We start from the raw sequence: 19,925 nt of genomic DNA, 5'->3' as shown, positions 1-19,925 counted from the left end.
AAAATATTTGCGCGTAAGATTGCTTGGAAAATTAAGATGAAAAGAGGAGTATTATGCTGGATGTTTGTTTGCTCGGATGCGGCGGGATGATGCCGCTCCCCTACCGGTGGCTCACTTCCCTCATGACAAGGTTTAACGGGAGTAATCTGCTGATTGACTGTGGGGAAGGGACTCAGATTGCGATAAAAGAAAAAGGCTGGAGTTTTAAACCGATTGATACGATCTGCTTTACCCATTATCACGGCGACCATATCAGCGGACTTCCGGGCTTGCTGCTTACAATGGGAAATGCAGAGCGAACCGAGCCGCTTACGCTGATTGGCCCCAAGGGGCTGGAACGAGTGGTGAATGCCCTGCGTGTCATTGCGCCGGAACTTCCATTTCCGCTCGTTTTTAAAGAAATTCAAGGACAGGAGGAAGTCTTTGAACAAAACGGATATAAAATAACTGCGTTTCGAGTCCAGCATAATGTTTGCTGCTATGGCTATACGATTGAAATTGACCGTGCAGGAAAGTTTGATGTGGACCGTGCGAGGACTGCACAGATACCGATGCAATTCTGGAGCAGACTGCAAAAAGGCGAGGTGATTGAGGCGGAAGGACGGATTTATCAGCCGTCTGATGTTCTTGGGCCTGCGCGAAAGGGAATTAAAGTGACCTACTGTACAGACACAAGACCGGTGGAAATTATTGCACGGCAGGCTGAACATGCGGATCTGTTTATTTGTGAAGGGATGTATGGTGAGCCGGAGAAAGCAGCGAAGGCAGTAGAGTATAAGCATATGACATTTGAAGAGGCGGCACATTTAGCGAAAAAGGCCAGACCGCGTCAAATGTGGCTGACTCATTACAGTCCTTCTCTGGTAAGGGCTGAAGATTATATAGAAAAAATCCGGGCTGTTTATCCGGAGATATATCCGGGAAAAGATGGAAAAACCATTGAGCTTGATTTTGAAGAGGAATGACGGAGGCATACGAATGAAGGAGAAAGACATTCTGATACTGGCAATTGAAAGCTCCTGTGATGAGACAGCAGCCGCTGTAGTGAAAAATGGCCGGGAGGTACTGTCGAATATTATTTTTTCGCAGATAGAGCTCCATAAACTTTATGGAGGGGTTGTGCCAGAGATTGCATCCAGGAAACACATCGAGAAGATCAATCAGGTGATTGAGGAGGCGCTCGCAGCAGCGCATAAACGACTGGAGGATATGGATGCCATTGCTGTGACGTATGGTCCCGGGCTTGTCGGAGCGCTTCTTGTCGGCGTGGCAGAAGCTAAGGCAATCAGTTACGCGGCAGGTCTGCCACTGGTAGGCGTTCATCATATTGAAGGGCATATTTCGGCTAATTACATTGAAAATAAGGAACTGGAACCCCCGTTTATCTGTCTTGTAGTTTCCGGGGGCCATACGCATCTTGTAAAAGTGTCAGATTACGGGGAATATGAAATTCTTGGACGAACGCGAGACGATGCAGCAGGAGAGGCATTTGACAAAGTGGCACGGGCGATTGGACTTGGCTATCCGGGTGGGCCCAAGATTGACAGGCTTTCCAAAGAAGGAAATCCTGATGCAATTCATTTTCCGAAGGCAAAAATAGAAGATGCGCCGTATGATTTCAGTTTCAGCGGTTTGAAATCTGCTGTCCTGAATTATCTGAACGGATGTAAAATGCGGGGAGAGACTGTGAATGAAGCAGATGTGGCGGCATCATTTCAGAAAGCAGTAACGGATGTCTTGGTAGAACATGCAATGATGGCTGTAAAAGAGTCCGGGCTTACAAAACTCGCGATTGCCGGAGGCGTCGCTTCAAACAGTACGATTCGGAGCGCAATGGAAGCGGCATGTGAGGAAAATAAAATTGAATTTTTCCGACCATCGCCAATTTACTGTACAGACAATGCGGCAATGATAGGCGCAGCAGGTTTTTATGAATTTCAGAAGGGCGTGCGGCATGACCTTGATTTAAATGCGGTACCGAATCTGAGACTGGGTGAACGGTAAAAGCTACGGTAGCAATATAGGAGGAGATGTAACGGTGAAAAACGCGGCAATCGTGCTTGCAGGCGGTAGTGGCAAACGGATGCGCAGTGATGTGAAAAAGCAGTACCTTTTAATAGGTGGAAAGCCGGTGCTGTATTACTCTTTGGAAACATTTCAAAAAAGCAGCCGGATTGATGAAATTATACTTGTCTGTAGCCATGAAGATATAGAGTGGTGTCGCGAGACAATTGTAATGCCCTATGGTTTCACAAAAGTGAAGAAAATCGTATCCGGTGGAAAAGAGCGCCACGATTCTGTATTTGAAGGGTTGAAAGCGTTGGAGAACTGTACATATGTGATGATTCATGACGGAGCCAGACCTTTCATTGATGAAGAAATGCTGGAGAGAATATGGTCAGAGCTTCCGTCTGTTCGCGCTTGCACGGTTGGAATGCCGGTAAAGGATACAATTAAGCTCAGTGACAATTTGGGTTTTGTTGAACAAACATTACCCCGCGAGCGTCTCTGGAATATTCAGACGCCCCAGGCATTTGCGTATGACTTAATTCGCAGGGCGCATGAGCTGCGCGCAGAGGGGGGGCTGGAAATGAAAATTACGGATGACGCAATGTTAATTGAATATACAGAACAAATTCCGGTTAAACTCATAGAAGGTTCCTATGAGAATATCAAAATTACGACGCCGGAAGATCTTTTGTATGCTGAGATGATCTGGAAAAAACGGTTTGGAAAACTGGTAAAAAGCTAGTTGCAAAAAACGATTAAAAAATCTTAAAATTGTGTTGACAGAATTCACCAAAGCTGGTATTATAATATTCGCGCTGATTACTGAAAAGGTATGGAGAGGTATCGAAGTGGTCATAACGAGGCGGTCTTGAAAACCGTTTGTCCGAAAGGGCGCGTGGGTTCGAATCCCACCCTCTCCGCTTTTTAAATTTGTAGATAGAAGGCTTATTGATTAGGCGTGTGGAGAAGTACCCAAGCGGCTGAAGGGGCTCCCCTGGAAAGGGAGTAGATCGTTAATAGCGGTGCGAGGGTTCAAATCCCTCCTTCTCCGTTTTATTCTGAAGAGAATAAAAAAGTGAAAAAAGTCAAAAAAAGTTGTTGACAAACCGAAAAAGACATGATATGATATCAGAGTTGCTCCGGTAGAGAGACAACAGAAAAGACGAAAAGTCACAGATCAAAAAACTGATAAATCATCAGGAAAAACGATCAAGAAGCACCTTGATAACTGAACAGTGAGACAACCTTGAAAAGATTCTAAGAGATTTTTTTCTAAGGAACTGACCTTTAAAAACAGTAAAAGGAAAGATAGCCAAGACGTTATCTGACCGGATTGAACAACACTTTATTAGAGAGTTTGATCCTGGCTCAGGATGAACGCTGGCGGCGTGCTTAACACATGCAAGTCGAACGAAGCATTTTAAATGAGACTTTCGGGTGGATTTTAAAATGACTGAGTGGCGGACGGGTGAGTAACGCGTGGGCAACCTGCCTTACACAGGGGGACAACAGTTAGAAATGACTGCTAATACCGCATAAGCGCACGGGAACGCATGTTTCTGTGTGAAAAACTCCGGTGGTGTAAGATGGGCCCGCGTTGGATTAGGTAGTTGGTGAGGTAACGGCTCACCAAGCCGACGATCCATAGCCGACCTGAGAGGGTGACCGGCCACATTGGGACTGAGACACGGCCCAAACTCCTACGGGAGGCAGCAGTGGGGAATATTGCACAATGGGCGCAAGCCTGATGCAGCGACGCCGCGTGAGCGAAGAAGTATTTCGGTATGTAAAGCTCTATCAGCAGGGAAGAAAATGACGGTACCTGACTAAGAAGCTCCGGCTAAATACGTGCCAGCAGCCGCGGTAATACGTATGGAGCAAGCGTTATCCGGAATTACTGGGTGTAAAGGGAGCGTAGACGGATGTGCAAGTCTGATGTGAAAGGCGGGGGCTCAACCCCTGGACTGCATTGGAAACTGTAAATCTTGAGTGCCGGAGAGGTAAGCGGAATTCCTAGTGTAGCGGTGAAATGCGTAGATATTAGGAGGAACACCAGTGGCGAAGGCGGCTTACTGGACGGTAACTGACGTTGAGGCTCGAAAGCGTGGGGAGCAAACAGGATTAGATACCCTGGTAGTCCACGCGGTAAACGATGAATACTAGGTGTTGGGGAGCAAAGCTCTTCGGTGCCGCAGCAAACGCAATAAGTATTCCACCTGGGGAGTACGTTCGCAAGAATGAAACTCAAAGGAATTGACGGGGACCCGCACAAGCGGTGGAGCATGTGGTTTAATTCGAAGCAACGCGAAGAACCTTACCAAGTCTTGACATCCCTCTGACAGACGAGTAACGTCGTCCTTCCTTCGGGACAGAGGAGACAGGTGGTGCATGGTTGTCGTCAGCTCGTGTCGTGAGATGTTGGGTTAAGTCCCGCAACGAGCGCAACCCTTATCTTCAGTAGCCAGCATTTAAGGTGGGCACTCTGGAGAGACTGCCAGGGATAACCTGGAGGAAGGTGGGGATGACGTCAAATCATCATGCCCCTTATGATTTGGGCTACACACGTGCTACAATGGCGTAAACAAAGGGAAGCAAGAGAGCGATCTGGAGCAAATCCCAAAAATAACGTCCCAGTTCGGACTGCAGTCTGCAACTCGACTGCACGAAGCTGGAATCGCTAGTAATCGCGAATCAGAATGTCGCGGTGAATACGTTCCCGGGTCTTGTACACACCGCCCGTCACACCATGGGAGTCGGTAACGCCCGAAGTCAGTGACCCAACCGCAAGGAGGGAGCTGCCGAAGGCGGGACTGGTAACTGGGGTGAAGTCGTAACAAGGTAGCCGTATCGGAAGGTGCGGCTGGATCACCTCCTTTCTAAGGAAGAATCGAGAAGTAAAGGTTGTATCACTGTTGAGTTATTAAGGGAGACAAGGAAGTTCGATTGTACTAGGCTCGAAAAGACCTCGCCAAGTTGCAACGAACAGCTTTCGCACTAAATTCGTGCGGCGCAAAACTTGCACTCAATAAGTGCTCAAAGCTTCTGGTGGCGATGCGCTTAGGGGAAACACCCGTACCCATCCCGAACACGATGGTTAAGACCTAAGCGGCCGATGGTACTGCACTGGAGACGGTGTGGGAGAGTAGGTGGCTGCCAGATTATAAAAAAGGGCTTATAGCTCAGCCGGTTAGAGCGCACGCCTGATAAGCGTGAGGTCGGTGGTTCGAGTCCACTTAAGCCCACTGGATTAAAGGTATAAAACCTTATAGTCCAAACAAGGAAAACAAAATAGAATTCCTTAAATGGGGGTGTAGCTCAGTTGGGAGAGCACCTGCCTTGCAAGCAGGGGGTCAAGAGTTCGAATCTCTCCATCTCCATTTGGTAATAAAAAGCATCTATACGGATAGTTTTTGTTACCAATAACGTACCTTGAAAACCGCATACAGAAAAAAATATCCGATGAATCTGATTGAACAAACATTTATAGATCATAAATGGATGGAACAAGAAAGAATTCATCACAAGACATCCGAGGATAAGTTCAGGGAAACCTGAGCTTAGAAACAAGCAAGTAAAGCAGCAGGAACCGAAAGGGGAAGGCTGCGGAGAGAAAACTCAGAAAAACAACCCAACCACACATATAACGCTATATATGTGAGAAAGTAGAAAGCGACGAAAACACCTCGAGAACTGTGTTTTCTCCGCGATTTACAGGTTAAGCGAATAAGAGCGCAGGGTGGATGCCTTGGCACTAAGAGCCGATGAAAGACGTGATAAGCTGCGAAAAGCTTCGGGGAGGAGCAAATATCCATAGATCCGGAGATATCTGAATGGGGAAACCCACTGGAGGAAAGCTCCAGTATCCATACGCCAATCCATAACGTATGGAGGGGAACCCGGTGAACTGAAACATCTAAGTAGCCGGAGGAAGAGAAAGAAACATCGATTCCGGGAGTAGCGGCGAGCGAAACCGGAAGAGCCCAAACCAGGGTGCGTGCACCCTGGGGTTCGGACCGCATAATTGATCTTCTGATTGTAGGGGAATGGTTTTGGGAAAGCCATCCAAAGAGGGTGAAAGACCCGTACCCGAAACGAAAGGAAGCATGGCGGGATCCAGAGTACCACGAGACACGTGGAACCTTGTGGGAACAAGCGGGGACCACCCCGTAAGGCTAAATACTACTTAGTGACCGATAGCGCATAGTACTGTGAAGGAAAGGTGAAAAGAACCCCGGGAGGGGAGTGAAAGAGAACCTGAAACCCTGTGTTTACAAGCTGTGGAACTACGTTAAGGTAGGACCGCGTACTTTTTGTAGAACGGTCCGGCGAGTTGCGATCACTGGCGAGGTTAATCACGGAAAGTGAGGAGCCGGAGGGAAACCAAGTCTTAATAGGGCGTAAAGTCAGTGGATGCAGACCCGAAACCGGGTGATCTACCCATGTCCAGGTTGAAGCTGCCGTAAGAGGTAGTGGAGGACCGAACGCACATCCGTTGAAAAGGGTGGCGATGAGGTGTGGGTAGGGGAGAAATTCCAATCGAACCCGGAGATAGCTGGTTCTCCTCGAAATAGCTTTAGGGCTAGCCTCGTATTAGTCTAGTGGAGGTAGAGCACTGAATTTCCTAGGGGGCGTCAAAGCTTACCGAAGAATATCAAACTCCGAATGCCATATAGATGATGTACGGGAGTCAGACTACACGAGATAAGTTGGGTAGTCAAAAGGGAAAGAGCCCAGACCTCCAGCTAAGGTCCCAAAGTGCGTGTTAAGTGGAAAAGGATGTGGGATTTCGAAGACAACCAGGATGTTGGCTCAGAAGCAGCCATACATTCAAAGAGTGCGTAATAGCTCACTGGTCGAGAGGTCCTGCGCCGAAAATGTCCGGGGCTAAAACACGACACCGAAGCTGAGGAATCCGCAAGGATTGGTAGAGGAGCATTGCATACACGAAGAAGCAGTACCGAAAGGAGCTGTGGAGCGTATGGAAGAGAGAATGCCGGAATGAGTAGCGAGAGGAAGGTGAGAATCCTTCCGGCCGAATATCCAAGGTTTCCAGAGTAAAGCTGATCTGCTCTGGGTAAGTCGGGACCTAAGGCGAGGCCGAAAGGCGTAGTCGATGGACAACAGGTTGAGATTCCTGTACTACGGTATAACAGAACTGTGGGGACGCATGTGGAGAGCATGGGCGCAGAATGGAAAGCTGCGTGCAAGCGAAGGAGCTGTGCGGGAGGAAAAACCCCCGCATAAGGCAAAGACGTGAGGCGGACCGAATAGAAGTAGGGAAGCATGTGAGCCATGTGCCAAGAAAAGCCGCTATTGCTTATATCGTACCCGTACCATAAACCGACACAGGTGGATGAGGAGAGAATCCTAAGGCCGACGGAAGAAGCATTGTTAAGGAACTCGGCAAAATGACCCCGTAACTTCGGGAGAAGGGGTGCCTGGGAGACCAGGCCGCAGAGAATTGGCCCAAGCAACTGTTTAGCAAAAACACAGGTCTATGCAAAACCGAAAGGTGAAGTATATGGGCTGACGCCTGCCCGGTGCTGGAAGGTTAAGAGGAGAGCTTAGCGCAAGCGAAGGTTTGAATTTAAGCCCCAGTAAACGGCGGCCGTAACTATAACGGTCCTAAGGTAGCGAAATTCCTTGTCGGGTAAGTTCCGACCCGCACGAAAGGCGTAATGATTTGGGCGCTGTCTCGACAATGCATCCGGTGAAATTGAAGTACCAGTGAAGATGCTGGTTACCTGCGCCAGGACGGAAAGACCCCATGGAGCTTTACTCCAGCTTGACACTGGGATCCGGTAATGCATGTACAGGATAGGTGGGAGGCGAAGAAGTGGGAACGCCAGTTTCCATGGAGCCGCTGTTGGGATACCACCCTTGCGTTATTGGGTTTCTAACCTGCAACCGTGAACCGGTTGGGGGACAATGTCTGGCGGGGAGTTTGACTGGGGCGGTCGCCTCCGAAAGGGTATCGGAGGCGCCCAAAGGTTCCCTCAGAATGGTTGGAAACCATTCGAAGAGTGCAAAGGCAGAAGGGAGCTTGACTGCGACACCGACGGGTGGAGCAGGTACGAAAGTAGGGCTTAGTGATCCGGTGGTATTAAGTGGGAATGCCATCGCTCAACGGATAAAAGCTACCCTGGGGATAACAGGCTTATCACTCCCAAGAGTTCACATCGACGGAGTGGTTTGGCACCTCGATGTCGGCTCATCGCATCCTGGGGCTGTAGTAGGTCCCAAGGGTTGGGCTGTTCGCCCATTAAAGCGGTACGCGAGCTGGGTTCAGAACGTCGTGAGACAGTTCGGTCCCTATCCGGCGCGGGCGTAGGATATTTGAGAGGAGCTGCCCTTAGTACGAGAGGACCGGGGTGGACTGACCTCTGGTGTACCGGTTGTTTTACCAAAGGCATGGCCGGGTAGCCAAGTCGGGAAGGGATAAACGCTGAAGGCATCTAAGCGTGAAGCCCCCCTCAAGATGAGATATCCCAAGACCCCTTGAAGAACACGAGGTAGATAGGGCAGAGGTGGAAGTGCAGTAATGCATGGAGCTGACTGCTACTAATAGGTCGCAAGCTTATCCAAGCGTGGAGAAAGGAAGAAGAAGACTTTCGAAGCGAAAACGGAAGGGTTAGAAAGAAAAGAGAAAAAAGGACTTGCAAAAAACGGAAAGATATAGTATCCTGTATGTGGTTTTGAAGGTATGTTAAGATTTTAATTTTATATGCTTTTGTTTTCAGAAGAACCTTTAAAAGGTTCTTTTTTTGCATACAAAGAAAATTTTAAGCATGAGACGCATAAGAAACGAAAGAGGGGTTTGTTATGATTAATGTCATGCTGGTGGATGACGAAGTGCTGGCTCTGGAATATTTAAAGAATTTGATCAATTGGGAAGGAAATGGATATCACATTGTCGGAACAGCGGTAAATGGCAAAAAGGCTTTGGAGCTATATGAAAAATTGATTCCGGAGATTATAATTTCTGATATAAAAATGTCCGGAATGGACGGCCTGGAGCTTGCCAGACAGTTGAAAGAAAAAAATTCAGATGTGGTGATTATCCTTTTATCTGCGTATCGCGACTTTGCATATGCGCAAAAAGGAATCTGCTATGGTGTGTCCAACTATCTGTTGAAGCATGAGTTGCGCGGGGATAACCTGTTAGCAGAGTTGCAGAAGGTGCAAAAGAGTTTGGAGATCAGAAACAGAAGAAAAAAGATGTACCAGAAATATCTTATGAATCAGTTGATTTATGATCAGTCGGCAGCAAATGAGCTTTATGTTCCAAAGGCGGGTGAGGTATTGTTTTTGATGATGGTACATAAAAGAAGCTGCTTTGTGTCCGGTGAATTTGTTAAAGCTGAGTGGGACACAGCGGAGGCCAGGGTAATGGAAGAAATATTGCCGCAGATGGAAAGGGAAGGGATTTCTTCCGTGGCAGAAGTGCCGGTTTCAGCGGATAACTGGGTTGTTTTGTGCCGAATGACTCATACACCGAGCAGACAGCTTTTGGACAACCGAATCAATCAATGGGCAGGGCAGATGATTGGATTATTAGATGGAACATCGGGCAATCTGTTTCATGCAATTTGTAGCAGACAGATTGCGCCGCAAGAAATCAGCGAGACTTTTCGCCTGATGTCACGGCAAGTGCATCAGGCATTTTTTTGGAGACCAAACAGTTGGTGTTTTTTGGAGACATATAGAGAAGAAGAAAAAGTATTGTGGGGAGAACAGCTTCGAACGCTGGAAAGTGTGTTGTATGCCGAGGCTGGCAAACCTGGAGATTTGATCAAAGAATGGCTTGAGACATTATGGAAAGACCGGCAAATGGAAGCACTTCGTTCCTTGCTTCCGCAGATGAATAATCTTTTGCTAGAACAAAAACGGAAGGCGGGAATGGAGCCGCCAATGGAAAAAAGGACAGAAAAGCAAATAAAAACAGAAAAAAACTACTGTGTTTCAATGGATGAACTGATCGGTTATTATAGAGAAGCATTTGAAACATTACATCAGTATATAAGTAAGAAAGAGAATGAGAAGTATTCGCGCATTGTGGCTGGCGTGGTTTCATACATAAGAAAAAATTTTGAGAAAGAATTGAGTTTGGAACTTCTCGGAGAAGAATTTCATATGAACGGCGTTTATTTAGGACAGATTTTTAAGAAAGAAGTGGGGTTGACTGTTTTAAAGTATCAGACAATGCTTCGGATAGAAGAGGCCAAAAGACTGTTGCGGGAGGAAAATTGTACTGTGTCTGAGACGGCGCGCTTGGTGGGATATCAGACCAGCCAGTATTTCAGCCAGATTTTTGCCAGAAAAACAGGACAAAAGCCGCAGGATTATCGCAGAAAGAGATGAGTGCCCAAGTGGGCGTTGTAGAAAGGATAAACATGCAAAAACAGAGAAAAAGAAAGTTTAAATGGCGGATGCTACGGAATATTTCTCTGATTCTGGCTGCTTCCATGGTACTTGGTTCAGTTATCAGCTTCGTTTATTTTGAAGCGGTTGTGCGAAGCCAGGAAATATCCGATGAAAGAGCAAAGCTTCGTCAGGTTACTGGTCAGATTCGTTTTATGGTGGAAGATGTACAGAGATTTGCGCAGAGCATTCTGATTGACCAGGAATTGCAGGAAAGTCTTGCGTTGGAACCTTTTACCAGTGAGTTTCAGAGGCAGAGTTCGTATGACCGCATAGCGAACCGGTTAATTTTTTATAATAATCTGCGAAGTTATATCAACAATTCCATGCTCAAAATGGAGAGCGGAATCTGGTATGGGACAAGTTATGTACGTTACAGTGAGCAGATGCCCGGCGAGGAGCTTATTGTGCAAAATAGTACAGAGGACAGCCCATATTCCAAGGTTTATAATCGTGGAGCCGACGGGGAACCGATTATCTGTTATCAGGTTCAGATGCTGGACAAGTATCATTTTGGAGAACGAAAGGGAACGTTATATCTCGAAATTTATCTGAATTCTTTTCTGGAACAGGTTCGTCTCTATGCAGAAAATTATAAACATGTATGTCTAGTGCGCGGTGATGGCGCTGTTTTGTACGCGCAGGATGCAGAGGGACTTTTGCAGGATTATCTGGTTCAAATGACAGAAGTGACCGACAAGCAGGCTGTAAAGGTAGACAGAGGCTATCTGCTTTGCGAATCTGTGGAGGAGACGGGCTGGAAACTGTGTATGCTGATTCCGAACGAGTTTCTGTGGGAAAGAAGTCAGTTTGTGCTGGAATTTTTTGCACTGTCGTTTTTTATATCACTGGGATTAATTCTGGTTTTTATTTCTCGGATGATGGAGCGTATGATTTGGCCTGTGACACAGCTTTCCGAACAAATGGAAAAAATGGAATGTGGCAATATGGAAATGCTGCAACTAATCCATACAGGAGATGAGATAGAGACACTATATGAATGCTGCGATCACATGCTTCAGGAAATAAAGCGTGGAACTGAGGCGCAGATGAGATATGAACGTCAGAAAAAGGAAATGGAATTTGACATTATGCTTTCACAGATTAATCCACATTATCTGTATAATGTGCTGAATACTGTGGTGTACCTGGCATCGGCGAAACAGGAATGGGATGTGGTGGAGATTGTCCGTTCGCTTTTGTACTCTCTGCATGAGACGCTCAATATCGGAGAGCACAGTATTGAAGCAACGATTGAACAGGAGTTGGAGTTGACGGAATGTTATCTTAGGATTCAGACGTACCGGTATCCAGGAAGATATACGGTGAATATACATTGTGAGGAAGGGCTGCAAAAATGTGTGGTGCCAAAAACAATTATCCAGCCTCTCGTTGAGAATGCGATATTGCATGGGATATTGCCAGCAGAAGAACCGGGGAATGTTTGTGTCCGCATTTTTGTGGAAGATGGACAGCTTCACATTACTGTGGAGGATGACGGAGTCGGAATTGCAAAAGAATGTCTGGAGCAGTTTGCACAGGGAGAAGTGGGGAGAGCGGAACAAGGCGGGAGAAAACATATCGGGATCAGCAATGTGCGGGACAGAATCTGCTTTCTATATGGCGCTACATATGGAATGAAGATTGAGCGAAGAAAAGAAAAGGGGACTCGTGTCTGGCTGCGTCTGCCGTTATTGTGGGAAAAGACACAGGGAGGTGAAGAGAGGCGTGAATAAGAGAAAGAAAAAGACAGGGCTCTTATTTCTTTTGCTGTGCACAGTTCTTTTGACTGCCTGCAGTGGCAGTGAGGAAGAGGCAGAAGTAATGATGGAGAAAGAAACAGAACTACATACTACTTTAGAACTACCTTATGACGAACCGCTTCCGGAAGATTACTGCGGAACGTTGACGACATGGGGATGGGATGAAACCTATTTCAAGATGATGTCTGAGGCATTTCAGGAGCATTATCCAAATGTGGAATTTAAGTTTGTTAAAATACAGAATAAAAACGTAGTACAGCGTTATGAAACGGAACTTATTATGGGAGGCGAACTGCCCGATCTTGCATGGGCGATTGTAGATACAAGAGGTGAGGCGTTTGAGCTGGATATGTGGGAGGCGCTGGAACAGGAACCGTATTGTTTTCAGCTTGCAGACGTGTATGAGTACATACATCCCCATATGGTAAATGCGAACGGAAATGTCTGTGGGATTGAGCAGTCTCTTTCCCCGGCAGGCCTGGCGTACCGCAGGGATCTGGCAAAGAAATATCTGGGAACGGACGAGCCAGAAGAGCTGGAGAAATTACTTCCGGACTGGGAAACGTTTATGGAAAAGGGAAAAGAAGTATACAATAAAAGCAATGGGCAGGTGTGCATGTGGGCAGGTATTGGCGATGTGCGCCAGTTTTTACAGGAGCAGGTTGAGCTTCCGTGGGTACAGAATCAGATGATTGATGTGGAAGCGGTTTTTGGTCGGACGCTCAGGTTGATTTGTAGCTTCCGTGATGAACACATTTCAGATGACCTTGTTGCGTGGACGCCTGCATGGTATGCTGCGCTCCAGGAAAATTCTCATATTTTTCTGCCGTGTGCGACGTGGTCTGTAAAATCTATTGAGTATAATGACCTTGATGGAAGGAAAAAGGGCCGGTGGGGGCTTATGGGGATACCAGAAGGGAATGTGAGCTGGGGCGGTACAGCAATGGGAATTACGAAAATGTGTAAAGACAAAAGATTGGCCTGGGAATTTTTGAAGTTTGCGACTCTTTCAACAGAGGGAGCGGAGATTCTCAATTCTATGGGACTGATGACAGCAGCAAAAAGGCCGTATGAAGTAAAACCGGAACTGAAAAGTTACAAGAGCGGGTGGTTTGGCGAGCAGGATATTGGTGTTTATTATATGGATAAGATTATTCCAAATATAAAAACGCGAGCGCTGACTGCAGAGGATGGCGTTATCTTTGAGCGGCTGGGACTGCTTTCCAATGTGCTGGATGCTGACCGGAATATGACCGCAGATGAGGCGCTCAATACACTGCGGAGTGAACTACGCAGAGAATTTCCGGATTTAACGGTTCAATAAAACTAGATTCGGTAAAATGATCTATCAAATAAAAACAAATTCTATAGAATGTGTTCTGGCTGGCGATTGTGAAAAATGATACGCTAATACTGTCCTGCAAAGCAGAGTGAACAGCTCTTTGGCAGAGAAAAAGGTAAAGGAGAACACACTATGAAACAGAGAAAAATTGCAGCGCTTTTATTGAGCACCAGTCTGATTGCCGGTATGCTGCCGACGACTGTATTTGCATTGGAGGGAGAGGCAGAGTATAAGCCGGCAGAGAGCAATCTTTCCGGAAAATACTGGGTTTCGTTTTCCTCTGATGAGGGTGAGGCAGCGCTTGCGGCAGACGGGGACTTGAATACGACATGGACGTGGGATGCAGATTCGGCGTCGCTTCTGGTGGATCTTGGCGGTACTTACAATGAGATTCATAAAATTCAGACCGTATTTGCGGACAGTGCTTCTGTTTATAAGTATAAAATTGAAGGTTCTGCTGACGGTGAGAGCTGGACGGTGTTTGCAGATCGTATGGAAAATGAGGCGGCCGGAGCCAATTATACAGATTTGTTTGCATTCGAGGGTTTGCGTTATGTAAAGTTTACGGCAGAAACAGAAGGAATTTCCGGTGTGAAGGAATTTCGTGTGATGAATTATCTCCGTAGGGACATGAACAATGGTTCAGACAGTTCCACAGTGGGACTTGAGGATCTGTATTATTATAACAGAGATAATGAACCAGTGCAGGAAGGTGTGCGGGGCGGTCAGCTGACACAGGCTTCTATGGAAACAGGTGAAAATTATTTTGGCCTTGTGAAAGATTTGGGCTGGGATGTTACGCGACTGCGTGTATGGAATGAGCCGAAGAGTGAAGGTGACTGGCGTATGGCGGCGGACATTAACGAGGCAATAGATCTGGAGCATGCACCGGAAGTTGGAACGAACTGTGCTCCTGAAACACAGATGGAATATGCGAAATATATTATAGGAGCGGGACAGGAGTTAGCGATTGATTTTCACTACTCAGATAGCTGGTCGGACCCGCAGAATCAGCCAAAGCCGTATGCATGGGCCAACCTTACTTTTGATGAGCTGGTAGATGCAGTGTATGCTTATACGTATGATTACATCAAGCAACTGATTGATCAGGGTACAGTTCCTTCCATCGTAGCTATCGGTAATGAGATTACGAACGGGATGATGTGGGGCTCAGAATATCTCGACGTGAATGAATTTGCGCATTTTCATGACTATTATAAGCGTTTTATCCGCGACAATTCAGAGGACAATTTGGACGCAGACGGACGGACGATTGACGGAAGCAGAATTAACCCGGAGGCAGCGGAAGGCGGCGGTGTAAAATGGGTGAAATATGCGGAAGCGAACGGAGATAAGGAATCGGAAGCGTACCAGGAGTTTGTAGCTTCTGTTAACAATCTTGCAAGATTGGTTGATGCAGGAAACCGGGCGATCACGGCTCTGAACGAGGAATACGGACTGGATATCCAGAGCGAGATGCATTTCGCGTTTAATGTATTTGAACAACCACAGGACAGCGAGAAGGTGGTATTGGATGAAGGAGATGTTTTTGAAAAGGTAACGACTCTGATCGGCCTGCTGGCCGAAGATCTGGACGGTATGGGCGGCATGGTAGATCGTATTGGTGTTTCTTATTATCCAGACTGGCATGGTACGTATGATCAGGTGCAGCGGAATATCGTGGAGCTTTCCAAAATGCTTCCGGAAGTAGCATTCAATATTGCAGAGTGTTCTCCTGCTCATACCGGTGCGGTGGAACATGAACTGGATAACCCGAACTATCCGGTAGGAACAGAATTTACTGTACAGCTGGCAGGGGATATTGCTATTGAAATCATGAAAACAATCAATGATGTTCCAAACAACGCCGGAAAGGGTGTATGGCCGTGGAACGGACAGCGTGTATATGGTGTAAATTCAGAAGAAAACGAACATAGTTATACCCTGTATGCATCCTTTCAAGCGTGGAATGATGCGTTTGCTAAGAATGTTGTAGAGAGCAGTATCAGTGTGACAACGGCAGCAGGTGAAGCTCCTGTACTTCCGGAAACCGTGAAGAGTATGGATATGGCGACAGGTGAGATTACAGATGTGGAAGTAAACTGGGATGCAATTGATGCAGATGCGTATGCAGCAGCAGGTATCTTTGAGGTATCGGGCGTGGCGGATGTGAATGTTTCGGACAAAGGAAGAGGACAGGCGATGAAGGACGTGACGGCGATTGTAACAGTACTGGAAGCGTAGCTCTTGGAAATTAAACCGCAAATGAGCAGAAGAGTAAATTAGAAATACGACAGCAACAGAAAAGAAAACAAAAGGGAATCCGCCGAATTTTGTGAAAAGAAATGGCGGATTCTTTTTATGTCGCGGGAATAACTGTGCCAGTGAAGGGGAGAAGTATTAATTGCAGGGTAGGCTTTGAGGATTCGGTGGGCAGACTGGCAAAAGCGTGTTTTGACTGGTTGTTATTTCGGAAATGTTATGGTAGAATGGGAGAGATATCACAGAAGGTCTGAGAAAGATAAAAAGAAAAGATTATGCATAAAAGAAACGGGCGAAAGTACTGAGAATAAAGGAGAGTCAGAGAGATGGAAGCGTACAAGCAGGAATTTATTGAGTTTATGGTGGACTGTGAGGTTTTGAAGTTCGGCGATTTTGTGACAAAGAGCGGCAGAAAGACTCCGTTTTTTGTGAATACCGGATTTTACCGGACCGGGACACAGCTTCGCAGACTGGGAGAATACTATGCAAAAGCGATTCAGGAGAAGTTTGGCTTTGATTTTGACGTACTGTTCGGGCCGGCTTACAAGGGTATTCCACTGACCGTGGCTGCTACGACAGCGATCAGCGAACTGTATGACAGGGACATTCGTTACTGCTCGAATCGTAAAGAAGTAAAGGACCATGGAGATAAAGGGATCTTGCTTGGCAGTCCGATTAAGGATGGGGACAAGGTGATTATTATTGAGGATGTGACTACAGCAGGTACTTCGATCCAGGAAACGCTTCCTATTATAAAGGCACAAGGAGATGTGGATGTGATGGGACTGGTTGTGTCAGTAGACCGCATGGAGCGCGGACAGGGCGAGAAGAGCGCACTTGCGGAAATCGAAGAAAAGTACGGATTAAAGACAACAGCGATTGTTACGATGGCAGAGGTTGTGGAGCACTTATATGGAAAAGAATATCGGGGAAAAGTAATCATTGATGATGCGATAAAAGCGGCGATTGATGCATATTATGAGACATACGGCGCATAGTACTCATAAAAAGGAGGGGTTCATTCACATGAACGAAAAATTTTTTAAACTGGTTGCAAATACAGGGATTTCAAATCTGGTGATGGGGATTATTGTTATCGTTACAGGTGTGACCTCAGGTGTTATTCTGATTGTCAGTGGAGCCAAAATAATGAAGAAAAAGGATGATTTGATGATTTAATGGCAGGGACGATTCGGAAAGGGATAAAAATTTTCGGGACAATTCTGTTCCTGGTTTACATGACAGGATTGATTTATTTCCTGTTTTTTGCGGAAGAGTATGGCAGGGGTGTGGAAGGCATGGTATATGATTACAATCTCTGCCCCTTTCGGGAGATCAGGCGTTTTCTTTCTTACCGGGAAATACTTGGGACGCGCGCAGTGTTTCTGAATCTGGCAGGGAATGTGATTGGATTTATGCCTTTTGGCGCATTACTTCCCGTGCTGGCGAGGAGCGCAAGAAAATGGTGGAAGACGGTGCTGATCAGCTTTGAAATCAGCTCGCTTGTGGAAGTGTCCCAGCTTATTTTTCAGGTGGGCTGTTTTGATGTGGATGATATTATGCTGAATACGCTTGGCGGTTTGTTGGGATATGCAGTCTTTTGGGTTGGAAGGCATGGTTATTTATGGCTGGAGAGCGGCAGGCAAAAGACGGAAACGCAGGCCGAAAGGCAGGAGCGCGCAGCGTAGAAACGATAAGTTCCGGAAAAGGAGAAATTATGGCAAAGAGACAGGTATATTCGTTTGAAGAAAAAAAATATTCGACAAACAGCGTGATCGCAGCAGTGTTCAGTGTAGTGTCGGTTCTTTTACTGGTGGGGCTCTTGTTTGTATCTTTTGTGTTGAAGGGACGTGCAAATACCTGGATTGGTGCGGTTGGATTTTGTGGGATTTTGATGGCATTCGGCGGACTGTGGTATGGTTTTGCAGGGTTCAAGGATGAATGTAAGTCCTATTTTTGCAGCAAAGTCGGAACGATACTCGGGACAGTTTCCATTGCGGGCTGGTTTTTTATCGTATGCATTGGATTGGTCAATATGTAGGAGGTTAGGATGGAGCAGGACAACAGAAAGGAAGTGTATTTAAAGGAGCGGTATCATCTCGCAATGGAACGGATTCACGGAATCTGTACAGAGGAGACGGTTTCCGCGCCTTTTTGCATTTATTTTAAAAAGACAGTGCAGTTTTTACTGTTGATGGAAGAAGTGAAGAACGCGATTGAGAACGGTGAGACGGAACTCTATACGTTACAACAGTGGCAGGAGCTGAATGTATCTCTGTATTTTGATATTCTTCCCGGACAGTATGACACGAGTTATGGCAATCCGGCGTACGCAGCAGCAGTACTAGGGAAGACGTACGGGAAGCTGCTAAGTTTTCTGTATGCGGAGCTTCGCGGTCTGATTGTGTATGTATTTGAACAGAGGCTGGAAGAGATTGTGATTCTTCTGGAACTGTTTATTGAAGTTTATAACTGTTTTGAGCAGGAGGAACTCCCAAAACGCAGGGAGATACAGCAGATCATATACTGGTTTGTGAGCGATTACAGCGAATTGTTTGTGGCACGGCGTATTCAGGAAAATCTGGACCCGGAACTTGATTTTGCGGCAAGGATTATTATGGATTCTGATCTGAATGATCTGCGTTATCTGTACCGTTATGGAGAATATGTGTCAGAGAGTGAGCTGAAAACCGCTGAATTTTTAAATTCCCTTTCGGACGGGGAGATTTCAGCTATGGCAGATACGTATACGGAAGGGTATCGGATCGGATTTCTCATGGGAGGGAAAGATATTTCGCTGAAAAAAACGGTCAATCTGCGGTATCAACTTGGCTTTGAACGTATGATACGCAGGGCAATCGAGAATTTTGAACGTATGGGGCTGCGGCCGACGATCTACCGGGCAGCAGTGAGCACGGTGAATAAGCGGCAGCATCTGCGCATCGGATATACAGGGGCTGTCCCGAACAAACAGTTTGACTATGACCACCGTGCAGATCAGGCTATTTATTTGGATAAAAAATTTATAAAAAGGAAGCTTGAGGTGATGCGAAAGACGTATGAGACGTATCGTACGCTTGCGAAGGAGCATGGAGGACCTGCAGTTGTTGAAGTGTTTGGCGAGGCGCCATTTGTTCCGGCCGTAAAACCTGAAGCGTACAGACTCTCTGAAAAACAGCAGAAGCTTCTGGCTCAGGCGGACCATGAGGCGTCGCAGCTCACCAATGAATATATCATAGGAAAGGAACGCAGTTTTACAATCATTGCATTCCCGGTTCCGGAAATCGGTGCACAGTTTGAGGAAATCTTCCGTGAGACGGTCAAGATTAATACGCTGGATTATAAGCGTTATCAGGAGATTCAGCAAAAGCTCATTGATGCGCTTGATCAGGGCACTGCGGTTCATATTCAGGGAAAGGACGGCAACCGCACGGACCTTACGGTGGCGCTTACGTCCCTGACAGATCCGAAAAAGGAAACGCTGTTTGAAAACTGTGTGGCAGATGTAAATATTCCGGTGGGTGAAGTCTTTACGTCCCCGCGTCTTGCAGGGACAAACGGTGTGCTGCACATCCGGCAGGTATATCTGAATGAATTGAATTATATGGATCTGGAGATCCGGTTTGAGGATGGCATGGTGTGTGGATATTCGTGCGGAAATTTTGAGACGCCGGAAGAAAATCATCAGTATTTCTTTGAAAATGTAATGCATCATCATGATACGCTGCCGCTCGGAGAATTCGCCATCGGTACCAATACGACGGCATACCGGATGGCAAAGAAGTATCATATTGCGGACAAGCTGCCAATATTGATTGCGGAGAAGATGGGACCGCATTTTGCGCTGGGAGATACGTGTTACAGCTGGCAGGAAGATACTCCTGTGTACAATGCGGACGGCAAGGAGATTATTGCCCGTGACAATGAAGTTTCCCTGCTCCGAAAAGAAGATCCGGCCAGCGCATATTTTGGCTGTCACACGGATATCACAATACCGTATGAAGAGCTGGGGCATATTGAGGTGCTCCGGGAGGACGGCGGCAGGATTTTACTTATTGAGAACGGAAGGTTTGTACTGCCGGGGACAGAAGAACTAAACGGTCCGTTGGCGGAGGAAATGGATTGAG

General features: G+C 46.6%; 12 protein-coding genes, 4 tRNA genes and 3 rRNA genes. All 19 read left to right on the top strand.

Translation table 11 applies throughout. From position 1 onward, the window contains the following. Positions 1–53: 53 nt before the first annotated feature. Positions 54–965: a ribonuclease Z gene (locus AC6I2O_RS02360; RefSeq protein WP_120393389.1), complete on the top strand. Its 912-nt coding sequence runs from the start codon at positions 54–56 to the stop codon at positions 963–965. A 13-nt stretch (positions 966–978) separates the two neighbouring features. Further along, on the top strand, positions 979–2,004 hold the full coding sequence (gene tsaD / locus AC6I2O_RS02355) for a tRNA (adenosine(37)-N6)-threonylcarbamoyltransferase complex transferase subunit TsaD (protein ID WP_120393390.1): 1,026 nt from the start codon (positions 979–981) through the stop codon (positions 2,002–2,004). Positions 2,005–2,038: 34 nt separating this feature from the next. After that, the gene (gene ispD, locus AC6I2O_RS02350; RefSeq protein ID WP_120393391.1) at positions 2,039–2,752 is read left to right on the top strand and encodes a 2-C-methyl-D-erythritol 4-phosphate cytidylyltransferase; all 714 of its coding nucleotides are present in this window, start codon (positions 2,039–2,041) and stop codon (positions 2,750–2,752) included. A 92-nt stretch (positions 2,753–2,844) separates the two neighbouring features. Then, positions 2,845–2,930, top strand: a tRNA-Ser gene (locus tag AC6I2O_RS02345). A 42-nt stretch (positions 2,931–2,972) separates the two neighbouring features. Next, a tRNA-Ser gene (locus AC6I2O_RS02340) sits at positions 2,973–3,061 on the top strand. A 294-nt stretch (positions 3,062–3,355) separates the two neighbouring features. Next, a 16S ribosomal RNA gene (locus tag AC6I2O_RS02335) occupies positions 3,356–4,886 on the top strand. Positions 4,887–5,051: 165 nt separating this feature from the next. Then, positions 5,052–5,169 (top strand): 5S ribosomal RNA (gene rrf, locus AC6I2O_RS02330). A 9-nt stretch (positions 5,170–5,178) separates the two neighbouring features. Further along, positions 5,179–5,252, top strand: a tRNA-Ile gene (locus AC6I2O_RS02325). Positions 5,253–5,314: 62 nt separating this feature from the next. Continuing rightward, positions 5,315–5,387 (top strand) — tRNA-Ala (locus tag AC6I2O_RS02320). A gap of 336 nt (positions 5,388–5,723) precedes the next feature. Further along, positions 5,724–8,595, top strand: a 23S ribosomal RNA gene (locus AC6I2O_RS02315). Together the 16S, 23S and 5S rRNA genes with 4 tRNA genes alongside form the textbook arrangement of a ribosomal RNA operon. A 237-nt stretch (positions 8,596–8,832) precedes the next feature. Beyond that, positions 8,833–10,371 carry a response regulator transcription factor gene (locus AC6I2O_RS02310; protein WP_497741701.1) on the top strand — a complete coding sequence of 513 codons (1,539 nt, stop codon included), beginning with the start codon at positions 8,833–8,835 and terminating at the stop codon, positions 10,369–10,371. 32 nt (positions 10,372–10,403) lie between these two features. Next, positions 10,404–12,167, top strand: coding sequence for a sensor histidine kinase (locus AC6I2O_RS02305; protein WP_497741700.1), 1,764 nt, complete (start codon positions 10,404–10,406; stop codon positions 12,165–12,167). Further along, positions 12,160–13,518, top strand: coding sequence for an extracellular solute-binding protein (locus AC6I2O_RS02300; RefSeq protein ID WP_497741699.1), 1,359 nt, complete (start codon positions 12,160–12,162; stop codon positions 13,516–13,518). The genes AC6I2O_RS02305 and AC6I2O_RS02300 overlap by 8 nt, the downstream gene beginning before the upstream one ends. 150 nt (positions 13,519–13,668) lie before the next feature. Next, positions 13,669–15,780 (top strand): glycosyl hydrolase 53 family protein, encoded by a 2,112-nt coding sequence (locus AC6I2O_RS02295; protein WP_497741698.1) that lies wholly within the window; start codon positions 13,669–13,671, stop codon positions 15,778–15,780. A gap of 344 nt (positions 15,781–16,124) precedes the next feature. Further along, positions 16,125–16,796 carry an orotate phosphoribosyltransferase gene (gene pyrE / locus AC6I2O_RS02290; RefSeq protein WP_120393592.1) on the top strand — a complete coding sequence of 224 codons (672 nt, stop codon included), beginning with the start codon at positions 16,125–16,127 and terminating at the stop codon, positions 16,794–16,796. Between the two features lie 28 nt (positions 16,797–16,824). Further along, positions 16,825–16,977 (top strand): hypothetical protein, encoded by a 153-nt coding sequence (locus AC6I2O_RS02285; RefSeq protein ID WP_497741697.1) that lies wholly within the window; start codon positions 16,825–16,827, stop codon positions 16,975–16,977. Then, positions 16,977–17,486 carry a VanZ family protein gene (locus tag AC6I2O_RS02280; protein ID WP_120393591.1) on the top strand — a complete coding sequence of 170 codons (510 nt, stop codon included), beginning with the start codon at positions 16,977–16,979 and terminating at the stop codon, positions 17,484–17,486. Before AC6I2O_RS02285 ends, AC6I2O_RS02280 begins: the two co-directional genes overlap by 1 nt. Positions 17,487–17,515: 29 nt before the next feature. Further along, entirely contained in the window at positions 17,516–17,839 is a 324-nt protein-coding gene (locus AC6I2O_RS02275) for a DUF6142 family protein (protein ID WP_120393590.1), read from the top strand. A 9-nt stretch (positions 17,840–17,848) separates the two neighbouring features. Next, positions 17,849–19,924, top strand: a complete 2,076-nt coding sequence (locus AC6I2O_RS02270) for an aminopeptidase (protein ID WP_497741696.1) — start codon at positions 17,849–17,851, stop codon at positions 19,922–19,924. Position 19,925: the final 1 nt, after the last annotated feature.

It is taken from the genome of Blautia sp. St.27G3 (assembly GCF_059728505.1).
Note: the sequence above shows the minus strand (reverse complement) of the source record. Positions and strands in the feature narration are given on the sequence as shown.

Excerpts from the sequence above, each read along its gene's own strand:
- AC6I2O_RS02280 (WP_120393591.1), top strand. The coding sequence starts at position 16,977 with ATGGCAGGGACGATTCGGAAAGGGATAAAAATTTTCGGGACAATTCTG.
- AC6I2O_RS02305 (WP_497741700.1), top strand. The coding sequence starts at position 10,404 with ATGCAAAAACAGAGAAAAAGAAAGTTTAAATGGCGGATGCTACGGAAT.
- AC6I2O_RS02275 (WP_120393590.1), top strand. The coding sequence starts at position 17,516 with ATGGCAAAGAGACAGGTATATTCGTTTGAAGAAAAAAAATATTCGACA.
- pyrE (WP_120393592.1), top strand. The coding sequence starts at position 16,125 with ATGGAAGCGTACAAGCAGGAATTTATTGAGTTTATGGTGGACTGTGAG.
- AC6I2O_RS02360 (WP_120393389.1), top strand. The coding sequence starts at position 54 with ATGCTGGATGTTTGTTTGCTCGGATGCGGCGGGATGATGCCGCTCCCC.
- AC6I2O_RS02310 (WP_497741701.1), top strand. The coding sequence starts at position 8,833 with ATGATTAATGTCATGCTGGTGGATGACGAAGTGCTGGCTCTGGAATAT.
- AC6I2O_RS02270 (WP_497741696.1), top strand. The coding sequence starts at position 17,849 with ATGGAGCAGGACAACAGAAAGGAAGTGTATTTAAAGGAGCGGTATCAT.
- AC6I2O_RS02285 (WP_497741697.1), top strand. The coding sequence starts at position 16,825 with ATGAACGAAAAATTTTTTAAACTGGTTGCAAATACAGGGATTTCAAAT.
- AC6I2O_RS02295 (WP_497741698.1), top strand. The coding sequence starts at position 13,669 with ATGAAACAGAGAAAAATTGCAGCGCTTTTATTGAGCACCAGTCTGATT.
- tsaD (WP_120393390.1), top strand. The coding sequence starts at position 979 with ATGAAGGAGAAAGACATTCTGATACTGGCAATTGAAAGCTCCTGTGAT.